At 62.0% G+C, this 24,228-nt stretch carries 22 protein-coding genes and 2 pseudogenes; 13 read left to right on the forward strand and 11 right to left on the reverse strand.

Translation table 11 applies throughout. From position 1 onward, the window contains the following. Positions 1-9 precede the first annotated feature (9 nt). Complete coding sequence (locus tag ACO07W_RS06205) at positions 10-2,169, forward strand: SulP family inorganic anion transporter (RefSeq protein ID WP_421841680.1); 2,160 nt, start codon at positions 10-12, stop codon at positions 2,167-2,169. On the opposite strand, the gene ACO07W_RS06210 is transcribed toward ACO07W_RS06205, so the two are convergent. Together ACO07W_RS06210 and ACO07W_RS06215 are read right to left on the reverse strand one after the other, a co-directional pair. Beyond that, a complete protein-coding gene (locus tag ACO07W_RS06210; protein ID WP_421841682.1) occupies positions 2,110-3,297 on the reverse strand; it encodes an RNA-guided endonuclease InsQ/TnpB family protein in 1,188 nt (395 codons plus the stop codon). The genes ACO07W_RS06205 and ACO07W_RS06210 overlap by 60 nt on opposite strands. A 5-nt stretch (positions 3,298-3,302) precedes the next feature. After that, a complete protein-coding gene (locus ACO07W_RS06215; RefSeq protein WP_421841684.1) occupies positions 3,303-3,470 on the reverse strand; it encodes a hypothetical protein in 168 nt (55 codons plus the stop codon). A 9-nt stretch (positions 3,471-3,479) separates the two neighbouring features. On the opposite strand from ACO07W_RS06215, the gene ACO07W_RS06220 reads away from it, so the two are divergent. After that, positions 3,480-3,635 carry a hypothetical protein gene (locus ACO07W_RS06220; RefSeq protein WP_421841686.1) on the forward strand — a complete coding sequence of 52 codons (156 nt, stop codon included), beginning with the start codon at positions 3,480-3,482 and terminating at the stop codon, positions 3,633-3,635. Here ACO07W_RS06220 and ACO07W_RS06225 read toward each other — a convergent pair. The 3 genes from ACO07W_RS06225 to ACO07W_RS06235 all read right to left on the reverse strand — a co-directional run bounded on the left by ACO07W_RS06225 (position 3,615) and on the right by ACO07W_RS06235 (position 7,032). Then, positions 3,615-4,784 carry an acyl-CoA dehydrogenase gene (locus ACO07W_RS06225; RefSeq protein WP_421841688.1) on the reverse strand — a complete coding sequence of 390 codons (1,170 nt, stop codon included), beginning with the start codon at positions 4,782-4,784 and terminating at the stop codon, positions 3,615-3,617. The genes ACO07W_RS06220 and ACO07W_RS06225 overlap by 21 nt on opposite strands. A gap of 13 nt (positions 4,785-4,797) precedes the next feature. After that, complete coding sequence (gene purE, locus ACO07W_RS06230; RefSeq protein ID WP_421841690.1) at positions 4,798-5,331, reverse strand: 5-(carboxyamino)imidazole ribonucleotide mutase; 534 nt, start codon at positions 5,329-5,331, stop codon at positions 4,798-4,800. Positions 5,332-5,754: 423 nt separating this feature from the next. Continuing rightward, positions 5,755-7,032 (reverse strand): 5-(carboxyamino)imidazole ribonucleotide synthase, encoded by a 1,278-nt coding sequence (locus ACO07W_RS06235; protein WP_421845835.1) that lies wholly within the window; start codon positions 7,030-7,032, stop codon positions 5,755-5,757. Positions 7,033-7,130: 98 nt separating this feature from the next. Here ACO07W_RS06235 and ACO07W_RS06240 point away from each other — a divergent pair, with 98 nt between their 5' ends. Then, on the forward strand, positions 7,131-7,790 hold the full coding sequence (locus ACO07W_RS06240) for a GtrA family protein (protein ID WP_421841692.1): 660 nt from the start codon (positions 7,131-7,133) through the stop codon (positions 7,788-7,790). Here the strand turns inward: ACO07W_RS06240 and ACO07W_RS06245 are convergent. Both ACO07W_RS06245 and ACO07W_RS06250 read right to left on the reverse strand, forming a co-directional pair. Then, entirely contained in the window at positions 7,745-8,263 is a 519-nt protein-coding gene (locus ACO07W_RS06245) for a PH domain-containing protein (protein WP_421841694.1), read from the reverse strand. The genes ACO07W_RS06240 and ACO07W_RS06245 overlap by 46 nt on opposite strands. A gap of 42 nt (positions 8,264-8,305) precedes the next feature. Next, entirely contained in the window at positions 8,306-9,154 is an 849-nt protein-coding gene (locus tag ACO07W_RS06250; protein ID WP_421841696.1) for a biotin--[acetyl-CoA-carboxylase] ligase, read from the reverse strand. Positions 9,155-9,504: 350 nt separating this feature from the next. Between ACO07W_RS06250 and ACO07W_RS06255 the strand changes: the two genes are divergently transcribed. The 8 genes and pseudogenes from ACO07W_RS06255 to ACO07W_RS06290 all read left to right on the forward strand — a co-directional run bounded on the left by ACO07W_RS06255 (position 9,505) and on the right by ACO07W_RS06290 (position 18,314). Further along, entirely contained in the window at positions 9,505-11,145 is a 1,641-nt protein-coding gene (locus tag ACO07W_RS06255) for an acyl-CoA carboxylase subunit beta (protein WP_421841698.1), read from the forward strand. A gap of 6 nt (positions 11,146-11,151) precedes the next feature. Then, a pseudogene (locus tag ACO07W_RS06260) lies at positions 11,152-11,594 on the forward strand (acyl-CoA carboxylase subunit epsilon). Next, entirely contained in the window at positions 11,591-12,226 is a 636-nt protein-coding gene (locus ACO07W_RS06265; RefSeq protein ID WP_421841700.1) for a Maf family protein, read from the forward strand. Before ACO07W_RS06260 ends, ACO07W_RS06265 begins: the two are co-directional and overlap by 4 nt. A 241-nt stretch (positions 12,227-12,467) precedes the next feature. Next, positions 12,468-13,217 carry a class I SAM-dependent methyltransferase gene (locus ACO07W_RS06270; RefSeq protein ID WP_421841702.1) on the forward strand — a complete coding sequence of 250 codons (750 nt, stop codon included), beginning with the start codon at positions 12,468-12,470 and terminating at the stop codon, positions 13,215-13,217. Positions 13,218-13,557: 340 nt separating this feature from the next. After that, positions 13,558-14,448, forward strand: a complete 891-nt coding sequence (locus tag ACO07W_RS06275; RefSeq protein WP_421841704.1) for a sulfurtransferase — start codon at positions 13,558-13,560, stop codon at positions 14,446-14,448. Continuing rightward, positions 14,448-14,867 (forward strand): SufE family protein, encoded by a 420-nt coding sequence (locus tag ACO07W_RS06280; RefSeq protein ID WP_421841706.1) that lies wholly within the window; start codon positions 14,448-14,450, stop codon positions 14,865-14,867. The genes ACO07W_RS06275 and ACO07W_RS06280 overlap by 1 nt, the downstream gene beginning before the upstream one ends. 129 nt (positions 14,868-14,996) lie before the next feature. Next, the gene (locus tag ACO07W_RS06285; protein ID WP_421841708.1) at positions 14,997-16,793 is read left to right on the forward strand and encodes an acetyl/propionyl/methylcrotonyl-CoA carboxylase subunit alpha; all 1,797 of its coding nucleotides are present in this window, start codon (positions 14,997-14,999) and stop codon (positions 16,791-16,793) included. Between the two features lie 306 nt (positions 16,794-17,099). Beyond that, complete coding sequence (locus ACO07W_RS06290) at positions 17,100-18,314, forward strand: FAD-dependent monooxygenase (RefSeq protein ID WP_421841710.1); 1,215 nt, start codon at positions 17,100-17,102, stop codon at positions 18,312-18,314. Between the two features lie 487 nt (positions 18,315-18,801). On the opposite strand, the gene ACO07W_RS06295 is transcribed toward ACO07W_RS06290, so the two are convergent. Continuing rightward, positions 18,802-19,074: a hypothetical protein gene (locus ACO07W_RS06295; RefSeq protein ID WP_421841712.1), complete on the reverse strand. Its 273-nt coding sequence runs from the start codon at positions 19,072-19,074 to the stop codon at positions 18,802-18,804. Between the two features lie 98 nt (positions 19,075-19,172). Here ACO07W_RS06295 and ACO07W_RS06300 point away from each other — a divergent pair, with 98 nt between their 5' ends. Then, complete coding sequence (locus ACO07W_RS06300) at positions 19,173-20,279, forward strand: LLM class flavin-dependent oxidoreductase (protein WP_421841714.1); 1,107 nt, start codon at positions 19,173-19,175, stop codon at positions 20,277-20,279. A 404-nt stretch (positions 20,280-20,683) separates the two neighbouring features. Here the strand turns inward: ACO07W_RS06300 and ACO07W_RS06305 are convergent. Next, positions 20,684-20,857, reverse strand: a pseudogene (locus tag ACO07W_RS06305) (IS3 family transposase); the annotation flags it as partial. A 403-nt stretch (positions 20,858-21,260) separates the two neighbouring features. Beyond that, positions 21,261-22,487, reverse strand: a complete 1,227-nt coding sequence (locus ACO07W_RS06310; RefSeq protein ID WP_421845748.1) for an IS110 family transposase — start codon at positions 22,485-22,487, stop codon at positions 21,261-21,263. 376 nt (positions 22,488-22,863) lie between these two features. On the opposite strand from ACO07W_RS06310, the gene ACO07W_RS06315 reads away from it, so the two are divergent. After that, on the forward strand, positions 22,864-23,505 hold the full coding sequence (locus ACO07W_RS06315) for an MBL fold metallo-hydrolase (protein ID WP_421841716.1): 642 nt from the start codon (positions 22,864-22,866) through the stop codon (positions 23,503-23,505). 142 nt (positions 23,506-23,647) lie between these two features. On the opposite strand, the gene ACO07W_RS06320 is transcribed toward ACO07W_RS06315, so the two are convergent. After that, complete coding sequence (locus ACO07W_RS06320; protein ID WP_421841718.1) at positions 23,648-23,920, reverse strand: hypothetical protein; 273 nt, start codon at positions 23,918-23,920, stop codon at positions 23,648-23,650. Positions 23,921-24,228: the final 308 nt, after the last annotated feature.

Here is a 24,228-nt window from a genome sequence, read left to right on the forward strand (position 1 = left end):
CTATTGGATGTGGCCAAGTCTGGGTCATTCAGGCGTAACCTGCGGCACGACTTTCCGGCCTCGCTGGTCGTCTTTCTTGTTGCGCTGCCGTTGTCGCTAGGCATCGCGATCGCCTCTGGAGCGCCGCTGATGGCCGGATTGATAGCCGCGGTCGTGGGCGGCATTGTCGTCGGGGCAGTTGGCGGCTCGTCAGTTCAGGTCAGCGGTCCAGCGGCGGGCCTCACCGTTGTGGTCGCCGGACTGATCGATGAACTCGGTTGGCCCATGCTGTGCCTGATGACCATCGGCGCGGGTGCCCTGCAGATCATGTTCGGCCTGAGCCAGATGGCTCGCGCTGCGCTGGCCATAGCGCCAGTTGTGGTACATGCCATGCTCGCCGGCATCGGTGTCACCATCATGTTGCAGCAGGTTCATGTTTTGTTGGGCGGTTCCTCGCACAGTTCTGCGTGGCAGAACATCGCGGCACTGCCGGACGGTGTTTTCCACCATGAACTGCATGAAGTGATCGTTGGCGGAATTGTCATCGCCATCTTGTTGATGTGGTCCAAAATGCCCGCCAAGGTGCGCATCGTTCCTGGCCCACTCGTCGCCATCGCGGGGGCAACCGTGTTTTCGCTGATGGTAGAACTGCACGTGGAACGCATCGCCCTCTCAGGCAACTTCTTCCAGGCCATCGGTTTACCCCAACTGCCCCAGCTGGCCCCCAGCGGGCAGTCCTGGGCTCATGAGACGAGCGCAATAGCCGTCGGTGTCATCACGATCGCCCTGATCGCAAGCGTTGAATCGCTGCTGTGCGCGGTCGGTATCGACAAGCTGCACCAAGGGCCGCGGACGAACTTCAACCGGGAAATGATTGGGCAAGGCAGCGCAAACATGCTGTCCGGTTTGCTCGGTGGGCTGCCGATTACCGGTGTCATCGTGCGCAGTTCGGCCAATGTGGCAGCGGGTGCCCGCACCCGCATGTCGGCGGTGCTGCACGGAGTTTGGATCCTGCTGTTTGCGTCGCTTTTCACCGGCCTGGTGGAACTCATTCCCAAGGCCGCTCTGGCCGGCCTACTCATCGTAATCGGTGGCCGGCTGGTCAAACTGGCCCACATCAAAATCGCCTGGCGCACCGGGAATTTCGCGATCTATGCCATCACCATCGTGTGCGTTGTGTTCCTCAATCTGCTGGAAGGCGTGCTTATCGGACTTGCCGTCGCGATCCTGTTCCTTCTTGTCCGGGTGGTGCGCGCGCCCGTCGCGATCAGGCCGGTCGGCGGCGAGCTGTCGAAGCAGTGGCGCGTCGATATCGATGGCACGGCGAGTTTTCTGCTGCTGCCCCGCCTGACCAAGGTCTTGTCGACACTGCCGCAGGGCGCCGCGGTGACGCTAAACCTGAACGCGGATTACATCGACGACTCCGTTTCCGAGGCCATTTCCGATTGGCAACGCGCCCACGAGGCAAGGGGCGGAGCGGTAGCGATCGTTGAAACGGCGCCTGGAACCCTGCAGCACGCGCACACCGGCCCGCCGAAGCGCCACTTCATGCCTGATGCCACCGGACTGGCCCCGTGGCGATCAGTGAACGGCAACCACCACAGCGGCGCCAATGCTTCGATTCGCGACGGCATTGACGAGTACCACCGCAACAGTGCCGCCGCCCTGCATCCGCATATCGCTGGCCTCACTGATTCACAGGAACCGTATGCGCTATTCCTCACCTGCGCCGACTCACGAATCTTGCCGCATGTTATTACCGCCAGCGGCCCAGGCGACCTGTACACCGTCCGCAACTTCGGCAACCTGGTACCCAACAATCCCGCCGACGCATCCGTCGACGCCGCGATTGACTTCGCCGTCAATCAACTAGGGGTGAGTTCGATTGTGGTGTGCGGGCACTCATCGTGTGGCGCGATGACGACGCTCCTCGGAGACGCGAAACCCGCTGCCACGCCCATCGATCGCTGGCTAGAAAATGCACGCGACAGCCTCCGCGCGCATCAGAATCACCATCCTGCCCGCCGCAGCGCCGAATCCAGCGGGTTCAACGACGTCGACCAGCTGAGCATCTTGACTGCTCCCCCGCATAAATGCGGGGGATTCCGCAGCTCGGGTTGCCTAGCGCAGCTACGCCGCGTCGGGTCTTACACCGTCTACGCCGCCGGGGTTCAGCCCTGCCCGGTTTAAAACCACCTGCGCCGCGTTTCGATCCCTGTCCGCGACTGTGCCGCACGTGGCACAGGTGTAGATGCGTTGCGACAGCGGCAGGCGGTGCGTGGCTCTTGCCCCGCACTGTCCGCAGTCGGTGCTGGTGTACTTCGGGTCCACCATCACAACACAACGGCCATGCTTGCCCGCCATGTTCACAAGTTCTGTTTTCGCGATACGGATACCCGCATCGGCGGCCTTACGCGCCATCGTCGACTTCGCCAAAAACTTTGGCTTGAAGTCCTCGACTGCTACCGCATCGAAATCATTGACCAGGTTTTTCGCCCACATTCGTGCGTCCTGCTGGCGTTGACGCGCAACCTTCTTGTGCGCCTTGGCCGCCAACCTTTTAGCCGCCCGGTAGCGCCGACTACCTGGCTTCCCTTTTCCGGGGCGCCGTCGCGCCATGGCCCGCTGATAGCGGGCCAGCTTGTCGGATCCGGTTTTACCGTGCTGCGGGTGCGCCAAATCATGCTCAGCGCTGGTGGTGGTAGCTATAGCCTTCACACCCCAGTCGATACCAACTACCCGGCCCGTGACTGGTAGCGGCTCGGCTTGGGCTTTCACCACAAACGAGGCATACCAGTGCCCCAGACTGTCGCGGTAGACGCGCACACTCGACGGCGCAGTAGGCAGCTCCCGCGACCACACCGGCCGCACCACAACACCTTTCGCCAAAAACAGCACCCGGTCTACGAGCCGGAAGGCGTTGCGGTTGTAGTTGAGGGTGGGCGCGGCGAGTTGCTTCTTCTTGAATGTGGGGAATCCAGCACGGGCTCGCATCGGCAGCCGGTTCCGGATGTCCTTGAGCGCTTTTGCCCGCGATTTCGCGAAGTCACGCACGGTTTGTTGATGCGGTACCGCCGATCCAGCGGCCAGCCAATCCTGCTGTTGGCGCCAGCCAGTTAGTTGCTTGTCGAGTTCCGCGTATCCGCAGGTCTGGCCTGCCTGATGCGCTTTTTTCGATTCTGCGACACACTGGTTCCACACCCAGCGGCAGCGATCCCACTCGACCAGGAGAGCCTTTTCGGCGACGCCCGACATGCGCAGCCGGTAGGTGTAGCGGGCTTTGCCGCTACCCGCATCCTCACCAGCCCCGGCACTCATACCAGTCACGATAGTGCCGGGCACCGACAAGCGGCGGCCACGCCGCGACCCCAGGCAGTGGCCACCCCGGAAACAAAATTGATGCGCTCCATCCCCGCACTAAAGATGCGGGGCTTTCCCGCGCTACGAATTTTCGGGTAAACGTCGCCGTTCAGCTGGAAAGGCTCACTCATCATCCGATCATGTCCGCCGCCGCGGCGGCGGACCTGCAACTGGTGGGTGCGTTCTTCGACATTTCCACCGCCCGGGTGTACGAAGTGAATCAGAACGGCGTCGTCTGCCCCGAAGAACCCGATGGCACCCACCCGAACCACGAATCAGCGCAGCAACGCCCGTGACATCACCACGCGCTGAATCTGATTGGTGCCCTCGTAGATCTGGGTGATCTTGGCATCGCGCATCATCCGCTCGACTGGAAAGTCGACGGTATAGCCAGCTCCACCGAAAAGTTGCACCGCGTCGGTGGCGACTTCCATGGCCACATCCGAGGCGAAGCACTTTGATGCCGCCGAAATAAAGCCCAGATCCGGCTCACCGCGTTCGGCGCGCGCAGCGGCGGTGTAGACCATCAGTCGTGCCGCCTCCACTTTCATCGCCATATCGGCCAGCATGAACTGCACAGCCTGAAAGCTGCTTATCGACTCACCAAACTGCTTACGGTCCTTGGTGTATGCGATCGCGGCATCCAGCGCCCCCTGGGCGATCCCGACGGCTTGAGCACCGATCGTGGGACGGGTGTGGTCTAGGGTGGCCAGCGCGGTTTTGAAGCCAGTGCCAGGTTCGCCAATGATGCGATCTTCTGGGATGCGACAGTTCTCGAAATACAACTCGGTGGTAGGCGAGCCCTTGATCCCGAGCTTCTTTTCTTTCGGACCGACGACGAATCCATCGTCGTCTTTGTGCACCATGAACGCTGAGATGCCGTTGGCGCCCCGTTCCGGATCGGTCACCGCCATCACCGTGTACCAGGTCGATTTGCCGCCGTTCGTAATCCAGCACTTGGCACCGTTGAGTATCCAACTGTCCCCGTCAGCCTTGGCGCGGGTACGCATCGCTCCTGCGTCCGAACCGGCCTCACGCTCGCTCAATGCATAAGACGCCAGCGCACCTTCGACCGCCAGCGTAGGCAGCACCTGTCTCTTCAACTCGTCGGAACCCCGCAGGATCAAACCCATGGTGCCCAGCTTGTTCACCGCCGGGATCAACGACGCAGAGGCGTCTACGCGCGCCACTTCTTCGATTACGATGCACGCTGCCACCGCATCAGCGCCCTGCCCGCTGTACTCCTCGGGCACGTGGACGGCGTTGAAGCCGGAGGCATTCAACGCCGTCAGCGCCTCTTCAGGAAACCTAGGCTTCTCGTCCACGTCGGCAGCATGGGGCGCGATCTCTTTTTCCGCCAGTGCCCGGACCGCCGCCCGCAACGCCTGGTGCTCTTCGGGTAGTTGGAACAGATCGAACGCAGGGTTTCCGGCCCAAACAGCCATCCCAGCCTCCTTGCTAGTCGCGAGGTAACCTACCTGTAAGTCGCTGCAGCTCAGCATCTTTGGCTAACGCGGCCGCGGCCAACCGGTCCTGGAACGCGATAACCCGCGCCCGCAGCTGCGGGTCGGACGATCCCAGCATGCGAGCCGCGAGCAGGCCCGCGTTGCGGGCGCCGCCGATGGACACCGTAGCCACCGGGACTCCGGCCGGCATCTGCGCGATCGACAGTAGCGAGTCCAAGCCGTCGAGCCGAGCCAGTGGAACCGGCACCCCGATCACCGGAAGCGGTGTGGCAGACGCGACCATTCCAGGCAGATGCGCCGCGCCACCGGCACCGGCGATGATCACTTCGAGACCACGGTCGACCGCGCTGCGGGCATAGTCGAACATCAGGGCCGGCGTGCGATGGGCGGAAACCACCCGAACCTCGGCCGAGACCTCGAACTCAGCCAGCGCCTCAACTGCGTCCTGCATCACCGACCAATCGCTGTCGCTGCCCATGATGACCCCGACCCGCGGCTGTTCAGACCATCGGGATTGTTGAGTCATGTTTGCCGCTCCTCCCCATCGCTTCGCTCTGCATCGTCACCGGCAAAACCCATCAGCGCCGCTCCTCCCCATCGCTTCGCTCTGCATCGTCACCGGCAAAACCCATCAGCGCCGCTCCTCCCCATCGCTTCGCTCTGCATCGTCACCGGCAAAACCCATCAGCGCCGCTCCTCCCCATCGCTTCGCTCTGCATCGTCACCGGCAAAACCCATCAGCGCCGCTCCTCCCCATCGCTTCGCTCTGCATCGTCACCGGCAAAACCCATCAGCGCCGCTCCTCCCCATCGCTTCGCTCTGCATCGTCACCGGCAAAACCCATCAGCGCCGCTCCTCCCCATCGCTTCGCTCTGCATCGTCACCGGCAAAACCCATCAGCGCCGCTCCTCCCCATCGCTTCGCTCTGCATCGTCACCGGCAAAACCCATCAGCGCCGCTCCTCCCCATCGCTTCGCTCTGCATCGTCACCGGCGCAATGGGGATCCCAACCATCCGTCCACTCCCCGTACGACAACCAGTGCGCAGCCAGCTCCGCTCGTTCCCGCAGCCGACTCACGCTCGTCGTGTCCGCGCCAAGAAAGTTGATGTGCCCAATCTTGCGACCAGGGCGTTCCGTTTTTCCGTAAAGGTGAACCCGAGCGTCGGGCATCCGCGCGAAAAGGTGATGCAGCCTCTCATCAAGGGTCATCGCCGGCGTCCCCGTCGGCCGAGTAGCGCCCAAGACGTTAGCCATGACTGTCACCGGCGCGACCGTGCCCGTGTCGCCAAGCGGGTAGTCGAGCACGGCACGCAGATGTTGCTCGAACTGGCTGGTACGAGACCCATCCATCGTCCAGTGTCCAGAGTTGTGCGGCCGCATCGCGAGCTCGTTGACCAGCAATACCCCGTCGCTGGTTTCAAACAACTCAACGGCTAGCACGCCCACCACGCCCAGCTCGGCCGCTAATCGCAGACCCAACTGCTGCGCCGCTGCGGCCACGTCATCCGGCAACTCCGGCGCGGGCGCGACCACCAACACACAGATCCCGTCGCGTTGCACCGTCTCGACCACAGGCCATGCGGCACCTTGACCAAAAGGCGAACGCGCCACCAGCGCCGATAGTTCGCGGCGCAGTTCCACTCGCTCCTCGACCAACACCGGCACCCCACCAGCTAAAAATTCGCTGGCGATGTCACGTGCGTGCGCAAGATCACGTGCCACCCGTACACCGCGGCCGTCATACCCGCCGCGGACCGCCTTGACCACAAGCGGCGCACCACGTGAGCCGCTCAGGCAAGCAGCGAAATCGTCGATCTCGTCTAGCCTGTCCGGGCCGTCGATCCCCCGGTAACGAGGAACAGCGACGCCTAACGCTTCTAGCCGCTGCCGCATGGCTAGCTTGTCCTGGGCATACAACAGAGCCTGCGGTGGCGGCGCCACGTTCACACCTTCGGCCACCAATTTGTCCAACAGTGCAGAAGGTACGTGCTCGTGGTCGAAGGTCAGCACGTCTGCTCCAGCCGCTGCCCGACGCAGATCTTCGAATTCGGTGTGCGAACCGATCACCACGTCGGGGGCAACCTGAGCAGCGGGGTCGTCGGCGGCAGTTGCCAGTACCCGCAGAGTCTGCCCTAGCGCGATTCCAGCTTGGTGGGTCATCCGGGCAAGTTGACCGCCACCGACCATAGCCACCAGCGGCCTGCGTGTACTCTGCACGGGCATCATGGTGTCATGGCGCCTGACCGGCGTGTTTATCGGCTGTGATCCAGTCATCGGCCACATGTTTTGCGTCGATTTCGCGTCCATCCGTAGACTGGCGTCCTGTGTCCTTTGCCGATGCCACAATTGCGCGCCTTCCTGGGGTGATCCAACCTTTTGCAAAGCGCCACCACGAACTGATCAAGTTTGCCATCGTCGGCGGCACCACGTTCTTGATCGACTCGGCGATCTTCTACACGCTTAAGCTAACGATTCTCGAACCGAAGCCGGTCACCGCCAAGGTGATCGCCGGGATCGTCGCCGTCATTGCGTCCTACGTCTTGAACCGGGAGTGGAGTTTCCGCGACCGTGGCGGGCGCGAGCGCCATCACGAGGCACTGCTGTTTTTCGCTTTCAGCGGCGTCGGAGTGCTGCTCAGCATGGCGCCGCTGTGGTTCTCCAGCTATGTGCTGGAACTGCGGGTGCCGATGGTGTCACTGACCGCGGAAAACGTCGCCGACTTCGTCTCCGCCTACATCATTGGCAACCTGTTACAGATGGCGTTCCGCTTCTGGGCATTCCGACGCTGGGTGTTCCCCGACCAGTTTGCCCGCAACCCCGACAAGGCACTCGAATCCGCTCTCACCGCGGGTGGCATCGCCGAAGTCTTCGAGGACACCCTCAAGGGCGGCAACGTCACCCTCTTGGGGGCCTGGCGCACCCGCAAGAACCAGCTTGCTCAGCTAGACGACTCCTCCGAACCCAGGGTGTCGAAAACTTCGTGATATAGCAGAGCATGCACCTCACGCAGGCGCGGGATGTCGTAGAACTCAAGCGGGTCCTGGGACGCCGACTCGATAATCAGCGTCCCGCAGCGGAACATCCGGTCATAGATTCGGTCCCGAAACTCCACACTGTTGATCCGCGCTAACGGGATGTCAATTCCGCTTCGCGTCAATACTCCGCACCGAAACATGACTCGTCGGTTTGTGACCACGAAATGTGTCGTCAACCAGCTCAGGAACGGCCACAACGTCAGCCAGCCGACAACCACCAACCAAATCGCCCAGATAACACCGTGGATCACGTTCTTGGCCACCTGCTGCCAATCTTGCGAGTTGACGAAGCCAGACCCGAATGCCGCGAGCCCAGTCGCCAGGAGCAGCACAGAGATGGGCCAGACCAGACGTTTCCAATGGGGATGGCGGTGCAGGACAACCTGCTCGCCGGCAGCCAGCGCATTGTCGGGATATCTCATGCTCGCGACCCTAGCCGTCATGAGACACAGGCCGTGGCAAAGCTAGCGCAAATGCACCACGTCACCGGCTGAAACGAGGACAGTTTGGCCGACGGCACCTGCACCCGTCTCCGACGTCGGTTCCAACCCGGTTTCCAAGCACAGCCGGCCTTGATCGTCGATATCACGCGCGGTCCCGACAACCTCCTGTCCCCCGGGAAGCAAAGCGCGTACCCGCGATCCGATTGTCAGGCTGTGGGCGCGGTAGTCGGCAGCTAACTTCGGGTCGGCTCCGCGCGCGACCCGCCAGATCTCGATACGCTCTCCCAGTTTTCGCAGCAGCCGGCTGATAAGGCGATGCCGGTCGGGCGCCGCCACGCCAAGATCGAGCAGCGAGGTCGCCCCAGAACCGTCGACCTCCTCGGCCGCCTGCGTGACGTTGAGCCCAACGCCAATTACCGCGAATGGCCGAACGACTTCGGCCAGGATGCCTGCCAGCTTGCCGCCACCGGCTATCACGTCGTTGGGCCATTTGAGGCCTGCTTCGACCGGGACGCCTTCCAGCAGAGGGGTCACCGATTCAACCACCGCGAGACCAGTAACCAGCGACAGCAAGCCCCACGCCGACGCTGGGACATCCGCGACACGCACGCCGACTGACATCGTGATCTGGGCCCGCGGCGCGGCAGACCATCCGCGGCCATGCCGCCCACGCCCCGCGGTCTGATGTTCGGCGATGAGCACCACCCCGTCGATATCAAGCCCACAAGCCGCACGTTCCAGTAGGTCCGCGTTGGTGGAACCGGTGTGCTCTACGATGTCGAGTTGCCGCCAACCCGAGCCCGTACCTATCAGCTCATCGCGCAGCGCGCTCTCATCCAACGGCAGCCTGAGTAGATTGCGGTCCATCACCGCCTAGCCTAGAGACCACCTGACAACGGCGGCGCGCCAGCAAGGGTTCGATTCAGCGTCTGGCACTAACCCGCACGTTCACGCCCTATTGGCTCAGATATCAGGGCCGCGCAGGAGCAGCAGCAACACGAGTGAATGTCAACCACAGGATATTACCAAATCCGTTGCGGCACTTACCTTCCACGAGCGCCGCTGCTGCCGGGCTTTCCCGCATCCTTAGCGAGCGCTCGGCGTCAGGGGGCGTCGCACTGCAAATACCCACTGCGTGGCGGCACGAAAATTGCCCACGCGTGTGACAAACCAAGGCTTCCTGACAGCCGGCGGGATGGCTGCCGATAGCATCAACTCCCATGACAAGCGTTACCGACCACACCGCCGAGCCCGCCTCCGAGCACACCATCGACATACATACCACCGCGGGCAAGCTGGCAGAGCTGCACAAGCGGACCGAAGAATCGCTGCATCCGGTCGGTGAAGCGGCCGTCGAGAAGGTGCACGCTAAAGGCAAGCTGACGGCTCGCGAGCGCATCTTCGGGCTGCTTGACGAGGATTCATTCGTGGAGCTCGATGCGCTGGCCAAACATCGCAGCACCAATTTCAACCTGGGCGAGAACCGCCCGCTCGGCGACGGTGTGGTCACCGGCTACGGCACCATCGATGGCCGCGACGTGTGCATCTTCAGCCAAGATGCGACCGTGTTCGGCGGTAGCCTCGGCGAGGTCTACGGCGAGAAGATCGTCAAGGTCCAGGAACTGGCGATCAAGACCGGCCGGCCGCTCATCGGCATCAATGACGGCGCCGGCGCGCGCATCCAGGAGGGCGTCGTCTCGCTGGGTCTGTACAGCCGGATCTTCCGCAACAATATCCTCGCCTCGGGCGTTATCCCGCAGATCTCATTGATCATGGGTGCCGCCGCAGGCGGCCACGTGTACTCCCCCGCCTTGACCGATTTCATCGTGATGGTCGACCAAACCAGCCAAATGTTCATCACCGGGCCCGACGTGATCAAAACGGTCACCGGCGAGGACGTCACGATGGAGGAACTCGGCGGAGCCCACACCCACATGGCCAAGTCCGGCACCGCACACTACGTCGCATCAGGCGAGCATGACGCCTTCGATTACGTTCGCGAACTGCTGAGTTACCTTCCGCCCAACAATTTCTCTGACGCACCGCGATACCCTGCTGCTCCGTCCGAGGGCCCAATCGAAGAGAATCTCACCGACGAAGACATTGAGTTGGACACGTTGATACCCGACGCACCCAACCAGCCCTACGACATGCATGAAGTGATTACCCGAATCCTCGACGACGACGAGTTCCTCGAGGTGCAGGCCGGCTATGCCGCCAACATCATCGTAGGGTTCGGGCGCATCGACGGCCGGACGGTGGGCATCGTGGCCAACCAACCCACACAGTTCGCCGGCTGCCTCGACATCAACGCCTCAGAGAAGGCAGCCCGGTTTGTGCGAACCTGCGACTGCTTCAACATTCCGATTGTCATGCTGGTCGACGTCCCGGGTTTTCTGCCGGGCACCGACCAGGAATACAACGGCATCATCAGGCGCGGCGCCAAACTGCTCTACGCGTACGGCGAGGCGACCGTCCCCAAGATCACCGTCATCACACGCAAGGCCTACGGCGGCGCCTACTGCGTGATGGGCTCCAAAGATATGGGCTGTGACGTCAACATTGCTTGGCCAACCGCGCAGATCGCAGTGATGGGCGCCTCCGGCGCCGTCGGCTTCGTGTATCGCCAGCAGCTAGCCGAGGCCGCCAAAAAGGGCGAGGATGTCGACGGACTCCGGCTGCAGTTGCAGCAAGAGTACGAGGACACTCTCGTCAACCCGTACGTTGCCGCCGAACGCGGGTACGTTGACGCGGTGATCCCTCCGTCACACACCCGAGGCTATATCGGGACTGCGCTACGCCTGCTGGAGCGAAAGATCGCGCAGCTGCCACCTAAGAAGCATGGGAATGTGCCCCTGTGACGTCGAGTGAGCGGAACGAACGCAGTGAGCGACGGGAACGAGACGAACAGTTCAACACCTGTGACGTCGAGTGAGCGGAACGAACGCAGTGAGCGACGGGAACGAGACGAACAGTTCAACACCTGTGACGTCGAGTGAGCGGAACGAACGCAGTGAGCGACGGGAACCAGACGAACAATTCAACACCTGTGACGTCGAGTGAAACGAGTAAGTCCACGATGACCAATGACACGCAGCATTCGCACGATCCACATATCGAAATAGTCAAGGGACGACCTACGAGTCAGGAGATCGGCGCGCTGATCGCTGTGCTGGGTAGCATCGGCCGTCCAGCGGCCCCGATTGCGCACGAGCCTAACCGGTGGGGACTGCCTGTCGACAAGCTGCAGTATCCCGTCTTCAGTTGGCAGCGGATCACATTGCAGGAAATGGTGCATATGCGCCGATGACTCGGCTGGTGCTTGCGTCGGCCTCCGCCGGTCGACTGAAAGCGCTTCGGCAGGCCGGCATCGATCCGCTAGTGATCGTCTCCGGCGTTAACGAGGACGAAGTTAGCGCCGGGCTGGGTCCAGATGCCGCGCCCGCTGACGTGGTATCAGCATTGGCACAGGCTAAGGCCCAGCAAGTCGCTAAATCGGTGGACGGCGCACTGGCGGCCGATTGCGTTGTCGTTGGCTGCGATTCGATGTTGCACTTTGATGGCCGGCTATGCGGCAAGCCGCGTGACCTCGCCGAGGCACGACGACAGTGGCAGTCGATGGCAGGACGGGCCGGGCAGCTGTATACCGGCCACGTTGTTATCCGCTTGCTAGACGGCGAAACCGTCTACAGCGACGCCGCAACATCAATCACGACAGTATATTTCGGAAAGCCGTCGCCGGAAGAGCTTGAGGCATACTTGGCCAGTGGCGAATCTCTGCGGGTCGCAGGCGCATTCACCCTCGACGGCCTGGGCGGCTGGTTCGTCGAAGGCGTCGACGGCGACCCGTCGAACGTGATCGGCTTGAGCCTGCCACTTCTGCGCACAATGCTGCAGCGGGTCGGGCTGTCAGTCGCCGCGCTGTGGGCGCAAAACCCGTGACCGACCTGGGGCGTCCACCGGGTGTTGATCGGCGGGATTGCCTGCGCCGCTATTGAGGTCGGCGGTTCAGCTGCGCAGCGGCCTACCACTGAGAAGTCGTGAGACGTCGCCGACTTCAAGAATCTCCTGCTGGACAGGCACCGACTCGCATTTATACCGCCGACCGCACGACCCATCCCGCACAAAACGGGCTAGCTATAGTGACACGGAGTTCATCAATAAAGCCCATGGAGGGATACCCTTGACAACCGATTATGACAAAATTGCAGATAGGTACGGAGAGTGCGTGAACCTACCAATCAGCACGTGCGTGGAGATGTATTCTTTACAAAAACTAGTTGGCGATGTCAAAGGAAAAAAAGTATTGGATGTCGCATGCGGAGAGGGGCGTTTCACCAGACTTCTTCGCGACGCCGGTGCCGCGGAAGTTATTGGATTCGACATTTCCGAACGGATGATCAATTTGGCGCGCGAACAGGAAGCAGATAATCCGTTGGGAATAACTTATCTAGTCGAAGACGCTCGGACCGCCGCCGTTCCACATCAGGATTTTGACCTAGTCGTGGCCGCATGGCTGCTGTCCTGCGCGCGAGACCGCGCCGAGCTGCGGCGCATGTGCGAGGGTTTGGCAAGTCGCATCAAACCTGGGGGGCGCTTTGTCGCCGTCACCACCAACCCCGAAGTGTATTCGTTCAAGCGGCCACTTGATTACCAAAAATATGGCTACGAAAAAATCCAACTAGCGGACCACGCATTCGAAGGCGCCCCGATTAAAGTTACGCTACGACTCGAGGATACTTCACTCGATTTCGAGGACTACTACCTACCGATGGACGCTTGTCGGACGGAATTAACTGGGGCCGGCTTCCGGGATTTCGCGGTGCATTCACCCGAGGCGCTGCCGCAACCGGTAAATTCGAGCGATGATCACTTTTGGGACGATTTTGTCAATCACCCAGTTTTCGTGCTTATCGATTGCACAAAAACCTAGCCACATCAGGATTCGCGCGTCGAAACGCTCTCACGCCGGCTGATCGGCATCCGCCGTTTGCTGCGCATAGTGCTGGCCGTCCCGCGCGGGCGAGATCTTTTCGGGCGGCCCCAGTCTCGTGCGATCCGCCAGGTTGGACGGTGCGATGTTGACGGGTCGTTCGAGAAGTTCGCGTTGCTGAAAGCAGGCGCCATTGCGTACCCAGCGACGGCCAATCACCTTGGCGCATAGAGTGATCCCTCGATATAGAGACGAATGAGACCGTGCCACAGACCGGCAGCGAGCAACCCAAGAGCATCGACCGAACAGCAGTTTGCCGGTCACCGGTAGGCTCGTGGGTGTGCCGCTACCACCAGATCCAAGCCCCAGCTTATCCGCCTATGCCCACCCGGAAAGGCTAGTCACCGCTGACTGGCTGTCGTCCAAGATGGGTTCGCCCGGTCTGGTCATCGTTGAATCCGACGAGGACGTCTTGCTTTACGACGTCGGCCACATTCCCGGTGCCGTCAAAATCGACTGGCATACCGACCTCAACGACCCGAGGGTGCGCGACTACATAAGCGGTGAGCAATTCGCCGAACTGATGGACCGCAAAGGCATCGCACGCGACGACACCGTGGTCATCTATGGCGACAAGAGCAACTGGTGGGCAGCCTATGCGCTCTGGGTTTTCACCTTGTTCGGCCACCCGGATGTGCGGCTGCTCAACGGCGGGCGTGATCTTTGGCTCGCTGAACGCCGAGACACCACGCTCGCCGTTCCCACCAAGACGCTAACCGGCTATCCCGTCGTGGAACGCAACGACGCCCCCATCCGCGCCTTCAAAGATGACGTGTTGACCATTCTGGGCAACCAGCCGCTGATCGACGTTCGCTCCCCCGACGAGTACACCGGCAAACGCACCCATATGCCTGACTACCCCGAGGAAGGCGCGCTGCGGGCCGGCCACATACCGACCGCAAGGTCCATCCCATGGGGAAAGGCAGTCGGCGAGAACAGCCAATTCCGCAGCCGTAGCGAACTCGAAGAGCTCTACGGCTTCCTCGACGCAGACGACAAGACCGTGGTCTATTGCCGGATCGGCGAACGGTCGAGCCATACCTGGTTCGTGCTGACGCACCTTCTGGGCAAACCCGGCGTACGGAACTACGACGGCTCGTGGACCGAGTGGGGAAACACGGTGCGCGTGCCGATCGTCGCAGGCGAAAGCCCAGGAGCTGCGCCCACCTGATGAGCATGCCGACACCACTGGCCGAGGTGGTATCCGACTTCGCCGAAGTCCAGGGCCAAGACAAGTTGGCGTTGCTACTGGAATTCGCCAACGAGCTTCCAGCATTGCCGGCCGGACTGGCCGAGGCCGCGATGGAGCCGGTGCCCGAGTGCCAGTCCCCACTTTTCCTACACGTCGACACCCACGACCCCAACCGGGTGCGCCTCCACTTCAGCGCACCACCTGAAGCACCAACAACCCGCGGGTTCGCCGCCATCTTGTCGGCCGGCCTCGACGACCAACCCGCCGCTGATATCCTGGCCGTGCCCGAGAATTTCTACACCGAGCTGGGTCTGGCGGCCCTGATCAGCCCGCTCCGGTTGCGCGGGATGTCAGCAATGCTTGCCCGAATCAAACGCCGGCTGCGCGAAGCCACGTGAAGCGGTGAAATCCGGCACCGCCTGACTGGGCGCGCGGCGCAGCGCCTAGACTTCCCCCGACATCGTTGTAAGAAATTCTCTTAGACAAACCCGCGGAGCTACCCGCAGACATGGCAAACAGGAGGCGCAGTGGCCAGTCACGCCAGCACGAGGATCTCTAAGGTTCTGGTCGCGAATCGCGGCGAGATCGCAGTCCGAGTGATCCGTGCGGCTCGCGATGCTGGCCTGCCCAGCGTGGCGGTGTACGCCGAACCTGACGCAGATGCTCCGCACGTCGCCTTGGCAGACGAAGCGTTCGCGCTCGGCGGCCAAACCTCAGCGGAGTCATATCTGGACTTCGCCAAGATCCTTGACGCGGCGGCGAAGTCAGGCGCCAATGCCATCCACCCCGGCTATGGCTTCTTGTCGGAAAACGCCGACTTCGCTCAAGCCGTTATCGATGCGGATCTGATCTGGATCGGCCCCAGCCCGCAGTCCATCCGCGACCTAGGCGACAAAGTCACCGCGCGCCACATCGCCGCCCGCGCAAAGGCTCCGTTGGTGCCAGGCACCCCCGACCCGGTGAAGGACGCCGACGAGGTCGTCGCCTTCGCCAACGAGTATGGCGTGCCGATTGCGATCAAAGCCGCTTTCGGTGGCGGCGGCAAGGGCATGAAGGTGGCTCGCAGCATCGAAGAAATTCCCGAGCTGTACGAGTCGGCGGTACGTGAGGCGGTGGCTGCATTCGGCCGCGGTGAGTGCTTCGTGGAGCGCTACCTGGATAAACCCCGCCACGTCGAAGCACAGGTGATCGCCGACCAGCACGGCAACGTCGTGGTCGCGGGCACCCGGGACTGCTCACTGCAACGCCGGTTCCAGAAACTGGTCGAAGAGGCACCGGCACCATTCCTGACTGACGCGCAGCGCAAGGAGATCCACGAGTCTGCGAAGCGAATATGCAAGGAGGCCCACTACTACGGTGCCGGAACAGTTGAATACCTGGTCGGCCAAGACGGCTTGATCTCATTCCTAGAGGTGAATACCCGCCTTCAGGTCGAACACCCCGTCACCGAGGAAACAGCGGGCGTTGACTTGGTCCTACAGCAGTTCAAGATTGCCAATGGCGAAAAGCTAGATTTGACCGAGGATCCCACCCCCCGCGGCCACGCCATCGAATTCCGGATCAACGGCGAGGACGCTGGTCGTGGATTCCTACCTGCCCCTGGCCCGGTGACCAAGTTCCAGCCGCCGAGTGGGCCGGGTGTGCGGTTGGACTCTGGGGTCGAAACCGGCTCGGTGATCGGCGGCCAGTTCGACTCGATGCTGGCAAAGCTGATCGTGTACGGCGCGGACCGCCAAGAGGCACTGGCCCGAGCTCGGCGCGCGCTGGACGAATTCCAAGTCGAAGGCCTCGCGACTGTCATCCCGTTCCACCGAGCCGCGGTGTCCGACCCCGCGTTCATCGGCGATGAAAAGGGATTCTCTGTTCACACGCGGTGGATCGAGACGGAGTGGAATAACACCGTCGAACCTTTCACCGCCGGTGAGCCCCTTGACGAGGAGGACGCGCGACCTCGGCAGAAAGTTGTGGTTGAGGTCGACGGGCGCCGGATCGAGGTTTCACTGCCTGCTGATTTGGGGCTTTCCAACGGCGGCAGCGCCGATCCTGCCGGTGCGGTCCGCCGCAAGCCCAAGGCGCGCAAGCGGGGCGCACACGGCGGCGCGGCGGCCTCAGGCGACGCGGTCACCGCGCCGATGCAGGGAACTGTGGTAAAGGTCGCAGTCGAAGAAGGACAGGAAGTCACCGCCGGTGACCTGGTGGTAGTCCTTGAAGCGATGAAAATGGAGAACCCTGTCACCGCTCACAAAGACGGCACCATCACGGGGCTAGCTGTCGAAGCAGGCGCGGCCATCACCCAAGGCACAGTGCTGGCCGAGATCAAGTAACGCCGCACGGCCTGCTGCGTCCGCCGGTAGCCGGACGAATTTTGACTCACTTCTGACGAAGCGACGACACGACCGCACACATCACAGCTTTTGCGCGGCAGGCACATGGATGACATGGGTTTCTTCCGCGCTTGGGCACGCCATGGGCCACCGCCCCGTTGTGCGTGACGTACCCCGTCAACCTCGACTATCGACGCTCACCGCGCCCGCATCCGCGGTTTCTTCGACACCGTCGGAACTAACCCATGCGTCTTGTCTGGATACCATTTGCTCACTTCCCTAGAAGCGACGAGGTAGATGGACTAGATGACCAAGAAAATGAAGGCGCTCGTCTGCGGCGCTGGCATCACGGGCCTAACCTTGGCGAACCGGCTTTCGACGCTGGGCGCGGACGTGGTGCTGCTGGAGCGCTCGTCCGGGCCGCGGACGCAAGGTTACATGATCGATTTCCTGGGGGACGGCTACGAAGCTGCCGAGACGATGGGCGTGCTACCGGCAATCCAGAAGGTCGCGCACTACCTTGAGGAAGCCACCATGGTAGACGCGCATGGACGTCACCGGGCCAGCCTGCCAATGGCTCTGTTGGCTCCGGGTCCGCGGCTTGATGTGATGCGACCCGACCTTGAGTATGTGCTGCGCAACTCATTGCCGTCCTCGGTAGACCTGCGCTTCGGCACCAGCCCGACGGCCGTCGAGGACCAAGGCGGTACGGTTCGGGTCTTTCTCGACGATAGCTCCCAGCTCGATGTCGACGTTCTAATCGGTGCCGACGGACTGCATTCAACTGTCCGGCGGCTAACCTTCGGCGACGAGTCTGATTACCTGCGCTACTTGGGTTTTCACACAGCGGCGTTTACCTTCCATGACCACCAACTCCACGAAAAGCTCACCGGCCGCTTCTGGATGACCGACACCATAGACCGACTGCTAGGTCTCTATGCGATACGCGACGATCATGTTGCCATCTTCGCCATTCACCGCAGCCTGGATCCCACCGTGCCCGATGATCCCCGCGCGGCGCTCCGCGAAACCTACAGCGGCATGGGTTGGGTGGTTCCGGAGGTATTGAGCAAGCTTCCGCCTCCGCCGGACATCTACTACGACCAGGTTGCACAGATCCTGATGCCGCGCTGGCGCAAAGGGCGCGTGGTGCTGGTCGGCGACGCCTGCTTCGCGGTATCGGTGCTCGCCGGCCAAGGCGCATCAATGGGCATGGCCGGCGCCTACGTGCTGGCCGACCGATTAGCGCGCACGCCCTGTGTCGAAGAAGCGCTGGCCGACTACGAGAAGTTGTGGCGTCCGGTCGTCGAGCGAACCCAGCGGGCCGGCCGTGCATCGGGCGGCTTCTTCGTGCCCAGATCACGGCGGGGACTACTGGCGCGACGCGCGCTGCTGCGGGCGATCCAGCTGCCCATCATTGACCGAGCGGCAAGCGCTGCCGCAGCCCTGGCCGGCAAACCCAGTGGACTGATCTCAACGCTAGACAGCAGTCAATCAAACGCGACAGGGCTAGCACAGTAAGCGGCGAGTAAATCGGCGTTCTGCTACGAGGCGGGGTTCCCGCGCTGCCGCGATTGATTCGCGGCCGAAACCCACGTTGCAAAGCGATGCGAATACATGCCTTCAACCGCAACGCTTTCCGTTCGAACCGACGCTGCTCGTAAGTAGTTCGCGAGGCCACGACACCCCTGCTGATGATCGCTTGACTGGGGCAGCTTCTCTTGAGACCACTGTGGCGGCATTTTCATCCGTTACTGCCAACCCAGAGACGGTGTCGTCCCCCATCGCTTCGGCCAGTTGGCCGCCCGTCGCGCCGGTGTGGCGATGTTCGCGTTCCTGCTGAGATTCGTACGGATGAAGGGCCCAGCGGTCGCGGGTGAAGGGCGGCTCCGAATCGAGAACGAAGAGGTTCTGAGACGGCCGGCGGCGAGGATGGACCACCCCCGACCGCTGTGGGATATGACGACTTCCATCCGAATAGACTCATCTGGGTTATCGCTGCGAGCGTCTAGGCGTCGTCAGAGCTTGTCTCGACGAGCTGGTGTGAGTCCGCGGCGACAAGGTCGAGACCATAGACCTCTTTGAGATTGTTGATCGCGTCGAGCATGGGCGGGCTGAACTGCAGCGGCTTGTTTTCGAGAGCGTGGAGAATGATCCCCTCTAAGAGGTCACCCATGCTCATGTCGAGATAGTCGGCGAAGGCGCGCAGAACCTTCACCAGCCGTTTTTCCATACGGACCCCGGTTTGCACACGCTCAATTGCCAGTCGGTCAGATGCCATTCCCCATAGCGTAGCCACCATAGCGACGATGTACTAGCCATTCTCAGTACTAAGTCACTAAGCACTTTCCGTGCAAGGTACTATGTTACCTTGATACTATGAAGACATCACTTTTCTTCCTGTTGGACCACTACCCAGAACTGCCTTACTCCGTCGCCGACCGCTACCGCGCAACGATCGATCAATGCGTGGAGGCTGACGAACTCGGCTATGACACTGTCTGGATAGCCGAGCACCACTTCCACCAGTTGGGCACGGCACCCAACCCCGCCGTGCTGCTAGCAGCCATCGCAGCTCGAACCACCCGCCTGCGCGTCGCGCCCGGCGTCGCAGTGCTGCCAATGCGACCTGCGCTGTACACCGCCGAGAACTATGCGATGGTCGACGCAATCTCGGGCGGTCGACTGAATCTGGGGCTGGGGATGGGAAACAGCTCCTGGGAGCTAGCGGGGGTCGGAGTCGACACCGACGAACGACGTGACATCTACAGGGCCGCACTCGCCGAGATCGCCGACCGCTTCGAAGGCGCAGCAGCCGGCGAGTTCGACCGAGAATCGATCAACGTCGCCTGTACGCAGCAACCTGTCCCACCACTGTTCATCGCATCAACGAGCACCGATGGCGCCTACCAGGTTGGGCGAGCAGGATCGTCACTTTTGACGATCTCAAACCCACGAACGGCTAATACCGCTGAAGTTGGCGATCGCGTCCGCGCACACCGACAAGGACTCACCGACGCCGGAATTGATCCCGACACCAAACAAGCAGTTGTCGTCGCGTTCGGGTTCTGCGCGCCAACAGCCGAGGAAGCCCGCGAACACGGCGGCCAGGCACTCGCGCGCCTGGCCCACAATAAGACCGGAATCGAGCTAGATCCCAACGACTGCTACGACCAGCTCACAACGCAAGGCACCGCAGTACTGGGAGACCCCAACCAGGCCGCCACACTCATCGCGCGATTCGCCGACGAGGGCATCAGTCACCTCGCCTTCTTCAACGCCTTCGGCGGACTACCCGCCGAACTCAACACAAACAGCATCCGCCTGCTCGCCAGCGCTGCCCAACCCACACCTCCCGCTTCATACCCCCCTGACCCCGGCGAAAACCAACAACCACGCCAGCGATCGGAAAGCGGACTACGTGACATCCACCCCCAGCTCCACCCACGCCAGGAACCCACCACGACCGAGAGCAAGCCACGATGAACAGCGACGCACACCGCCTCGACACCGAGAAACACAACCAGCACATCAAGCGCCTGCGCAGAGCATTCATCGCTGGGGGGGTCGACGGGGCCGCGTTGATTCCGATGTTCTCGCCACCGCTTACGCACCTACTCTGAGGCCTCGAAGATCTATATCGGGGCGTATCGATTCGCGATGGGCTACGCCGCACCAGCAGAAGCAAGATGAACCATCCTCTTGCTCTGGGCGCGTGCACTTTCCGGCGTGGGTCGAGCGAAATATTCCGCTTCCAGTTGCAGCACTGCGCGCAGCACCGAGTCGACTACTCCTCGTCGATGCCTCGAAACTCGGCGGCTTCGTCCTGCCGCACCGGTTTCACCGCCAGACTGCGCCAACGCTGATCGGCCGCGCTTTGAAAAGCTCGGGATTCCGATGATCGATTCGGGTTCGCGGCACTTGCAGCGCAGCGCCCGCTTCTCCTCGCGCGGCACGCCCACCGCCTCACCGGCGTCGATCTCGGCCTGGCGCATCAACTTGCGCAGTGTCTCCGCGCTCATCCCCGGGCGCGATGAGACCGCTTCAACGCCGCATGGCCACACCGCCCTAGCCTTCGTGTTCTCGTCTCATACCCAATCATCGCGCCATCCTTCCCTCGAAAGGAATTGGGCACAAACCGGAGACGGTTCAACGCCGTGCCCAGATCAAACCGTCACACCGGGTCCAGATCAGATCTGCCGCATCCAATCACTAATGACGCAAACCCCAGAGGCGTTTCAACCTCGCCGACGGAGAATTAGGCATCCATGTGACGCGCCTCATGCGCTTGGGTATTGACTTAAAGTCAACTTCAAGTTTCAGGATAGCGATATGACTCAGCTGCACAACAATCACGAAAGCCAACGCCTCCACTGATTGCGGCGACAGGCCCGCCAACGCTGACTCAGCTGACTACCACCACCCCAGATCCGAGTAGTTGAGAAAGACATCTCACGAAGTTAAAAGTCAAGCCACGAGCGAGGGAGGAGGTGGAAAGGCTAGATGTTCGGTGTAGTGCTGGCCGGTTTGCAGGCAGTGGTGGAGTTGGCCGAGGAATTTGTTGAACAGATGTCGTTGGGCTTGGTGGTTCCAGTCTCCTGCGGCGCGGCGGGTGTCGTAGTGGCGACGGGCGCCCGGCGAGGCGCGCAGCGATGCCAAAGCCCAGATGGGACCCACGGCGGCCAGGCGCCGGTTCTTGATATGGCGGTGCAACACGAGGGTTTTCTTGCCGCTGGCGCGGGTGATCGGCGCGGCTCCGGCGAATGCTTTCAGTCCGCGGGCGTCGGTGAAGCGGGCGCGGTCATCACCGATCTCGGCGAGTACCCGGGCACCGGCCAGGTTCCCCAGTCCGGGGAAGCTGGTGATGATCGTGGAGTCCGGGTGCTGCTCAAAATGGGCGGTTGCCGCCTCGGCGAGATCAGCAGCAGTGGTGCAGGCAGCCTCGAACTGACCCAGCAGCCCTGCCAATTGGATACCCATCGCGTTCTCCACGACCGGTGGTTGGTGCAGGTAGGTGTCGGTGAACACCTCCCGCAACCGTTCGATGTCACGGTCGAGATGGCGGCGGCGGCCGGCCTTGGCCAGCAGTCGGCGCAGTCGGGCCGGGGTCAGCTTGGTCGCCTGGGTGGGGGTTGGTGCAGCAGCCAAGATGGTGCGCGCATCTCGACGAGCCAGCCCGCCCTCGGGCAGGTCGGCGAACGCGGTGATGGCCGCCGGGTAGAAATCTTTGAGCACATCGCGAATCTGGTTGCCGATGTGTTGACGTGCCCATACCGCGTCTTGCTGAGCGCGGGCCAGCACCCGGATCGCCTGGGCCAACTCGGTGTCGGCGGGCAATGGGCGGTGCGCGCCGGGGTCGGTGCGCACAATATTGGCCAGCAGCACCGCGTCGGCACCATCGGATTTGGCCCCCGACACCGCATACCGTGCCCGATACCGCGAAGCCGCCAACGGGTTGATCGGATAAATCACCCGGCCAGTTTCTCGCAGCGCCGCCACCCACAGGCCACGATCAGTTTCCATCCCCACTGGTATCGGATCAGCGGCACTGTCACCGGCCTCAGCCAGCAACGTCAACAGCTGCGCGAACCCGGCCGCATCATTGCCCAGCCGTGCACGGGCTACCACCCTCCCGTCGTCATCAACCACAGCAACATCGTGATGCTCAGTAGCCCAGTCGATTCCACAAAACAAGCCCAAGACGTCCTCACTTTTTCGTCGGTGGATGGTTGCGCCGTTACCGGTGGACTCACGCGGCGCCCTAATCGCGGGACTCCAAGGTCCGTCATCTCACTAGCCGTCCGTGACTCCAGCACATCGCAGGACTTCGTTCTGTCGAAGAGCTCAAGGCTCGAGAACAACCATCAGGAAGTCACCCCTGCGACGGGCTCGGGCAACGGAATCTCACCACCAACCCGACAAGACCTGCCGCCAGACGCGCCGCTCTTTCTCAAGTCGTCGAACGACGGGAACACCAGACGTCACCTGACGGCAGATCCCGCAAGAAACAGGCCCCGGTCACCAACACCCGGACCGGTAACCAATCCCTACTAAACGATTAGGGAAAACGATGAAGCAACTGCAACCCGATTTGTGGCAGAGCAGCCGGTATAGCTCTGGCGAGCTGAACACCTACGCCTACCTCGTGAAGCGACCCAAGGCGGGAAACATTCTGTTCTACAACACCGGAAACGAAGCGGACCTGGCCGCGATCGACAAGCTCGGCGGCATCGAGTACCAGCTGCTCAGCCACCGCGACGAGGCAAGCCCGTCGCTAGCACGCATCAAGGAACGCTTTGGCAACAAGCTCGGCTGCAGCGCACTCGAAGTTCCCAGCATCGGTGCGCACACCGAAGTCGACCTGACGCTTAAGCCAGGCGACCAACAACTCGGCGACGTCCAAGTCATCGAAACACCCGGCCACACAGATGGCAGCGTCTGCTTCTTCTACACATCACCGCACGGCAAAAGCTACCTCTTCACCGGCGACACAATTTTCCCCTGGGACGGCAAGCTTTCGACGCTGGCCTTTCCCCAAAACGGGGGCAGTGTCACATCGCTTGCCGCCAGCCTCAACCGGCTACGTGAGTTTGCCCCCGACATCGTCATGAGCAGCGCTTTCGTTGGCGATGTCGCCGAGATGAAGTTCACTGGAACCGAGTGGATTCAGGCCATCGACGACGCGATCTCGGACCTCCAGGTCGCACGATGAGCAGTAGGCCGCGAATGATGCGCAGCCGGCGATAGCCAAACCGGGTGACGGCGAGCAGACGGGCCAACCCCACCAAAAACCAACGAGTATGCACTTTTCCGTGAGCTGCGTTGCGCGGCAGAGCCTCTGGCGCGGTGCTGGGCTAGCAGCGAGTCGCGGCTACGTCGGTGATGATCACGTGGGTCGCGGCGTTAGCCTGGCCACAGCGCGGCGAGCGGTCTTGTATGTCGACAGCGTCGGCGGCCACGTGCAATGACCTGGCGAACTGGTCGAGCAGCTCGGCTGAGCGCAGCCGCACCTCACGCTCGACCTGTTGCAAAGAAGCCCGCGAGCGCGCGCTCACGGTGCCACCGAAATCGTTGAGGGAAAGTCGTTGCCACAAGGTAATCACCCAAAAAGCACAGTTGGAATACACCAAAGCTTACCACAAGTGCTAGCCGGTGCTTACTTTAGCAAGCATACTGCTGTGGCCCGGCTCACCCCATTGATTGAGAGAACTGGCTACTCAGAATGACGACCTAGGATCACCAGCCGCGCCGATCGACGCACCAGTGCCCGCGCTCGAACCCCGCTCAGAGACCTCTGCGCAACAACTTAGGCCGCGACCGCTCCCCCACCCGATAATGGCGGTTCGCGCCCATAACGTTGCCGTAGGCGCTCAGCAGGATCGTCAGCATTGCGCCGACCTTTGTCGAAAATCACTTCCATGCGTTCGATATCGAC

This window comes from Mycobacterium sp. (assembly GCF_965230835.1).
Taxonomy (GTDB): Bacteria; Actinomycetota; Actinomycetes; order Mycobacteriales; family Mycobacteriaceae; genus Mycobacterium.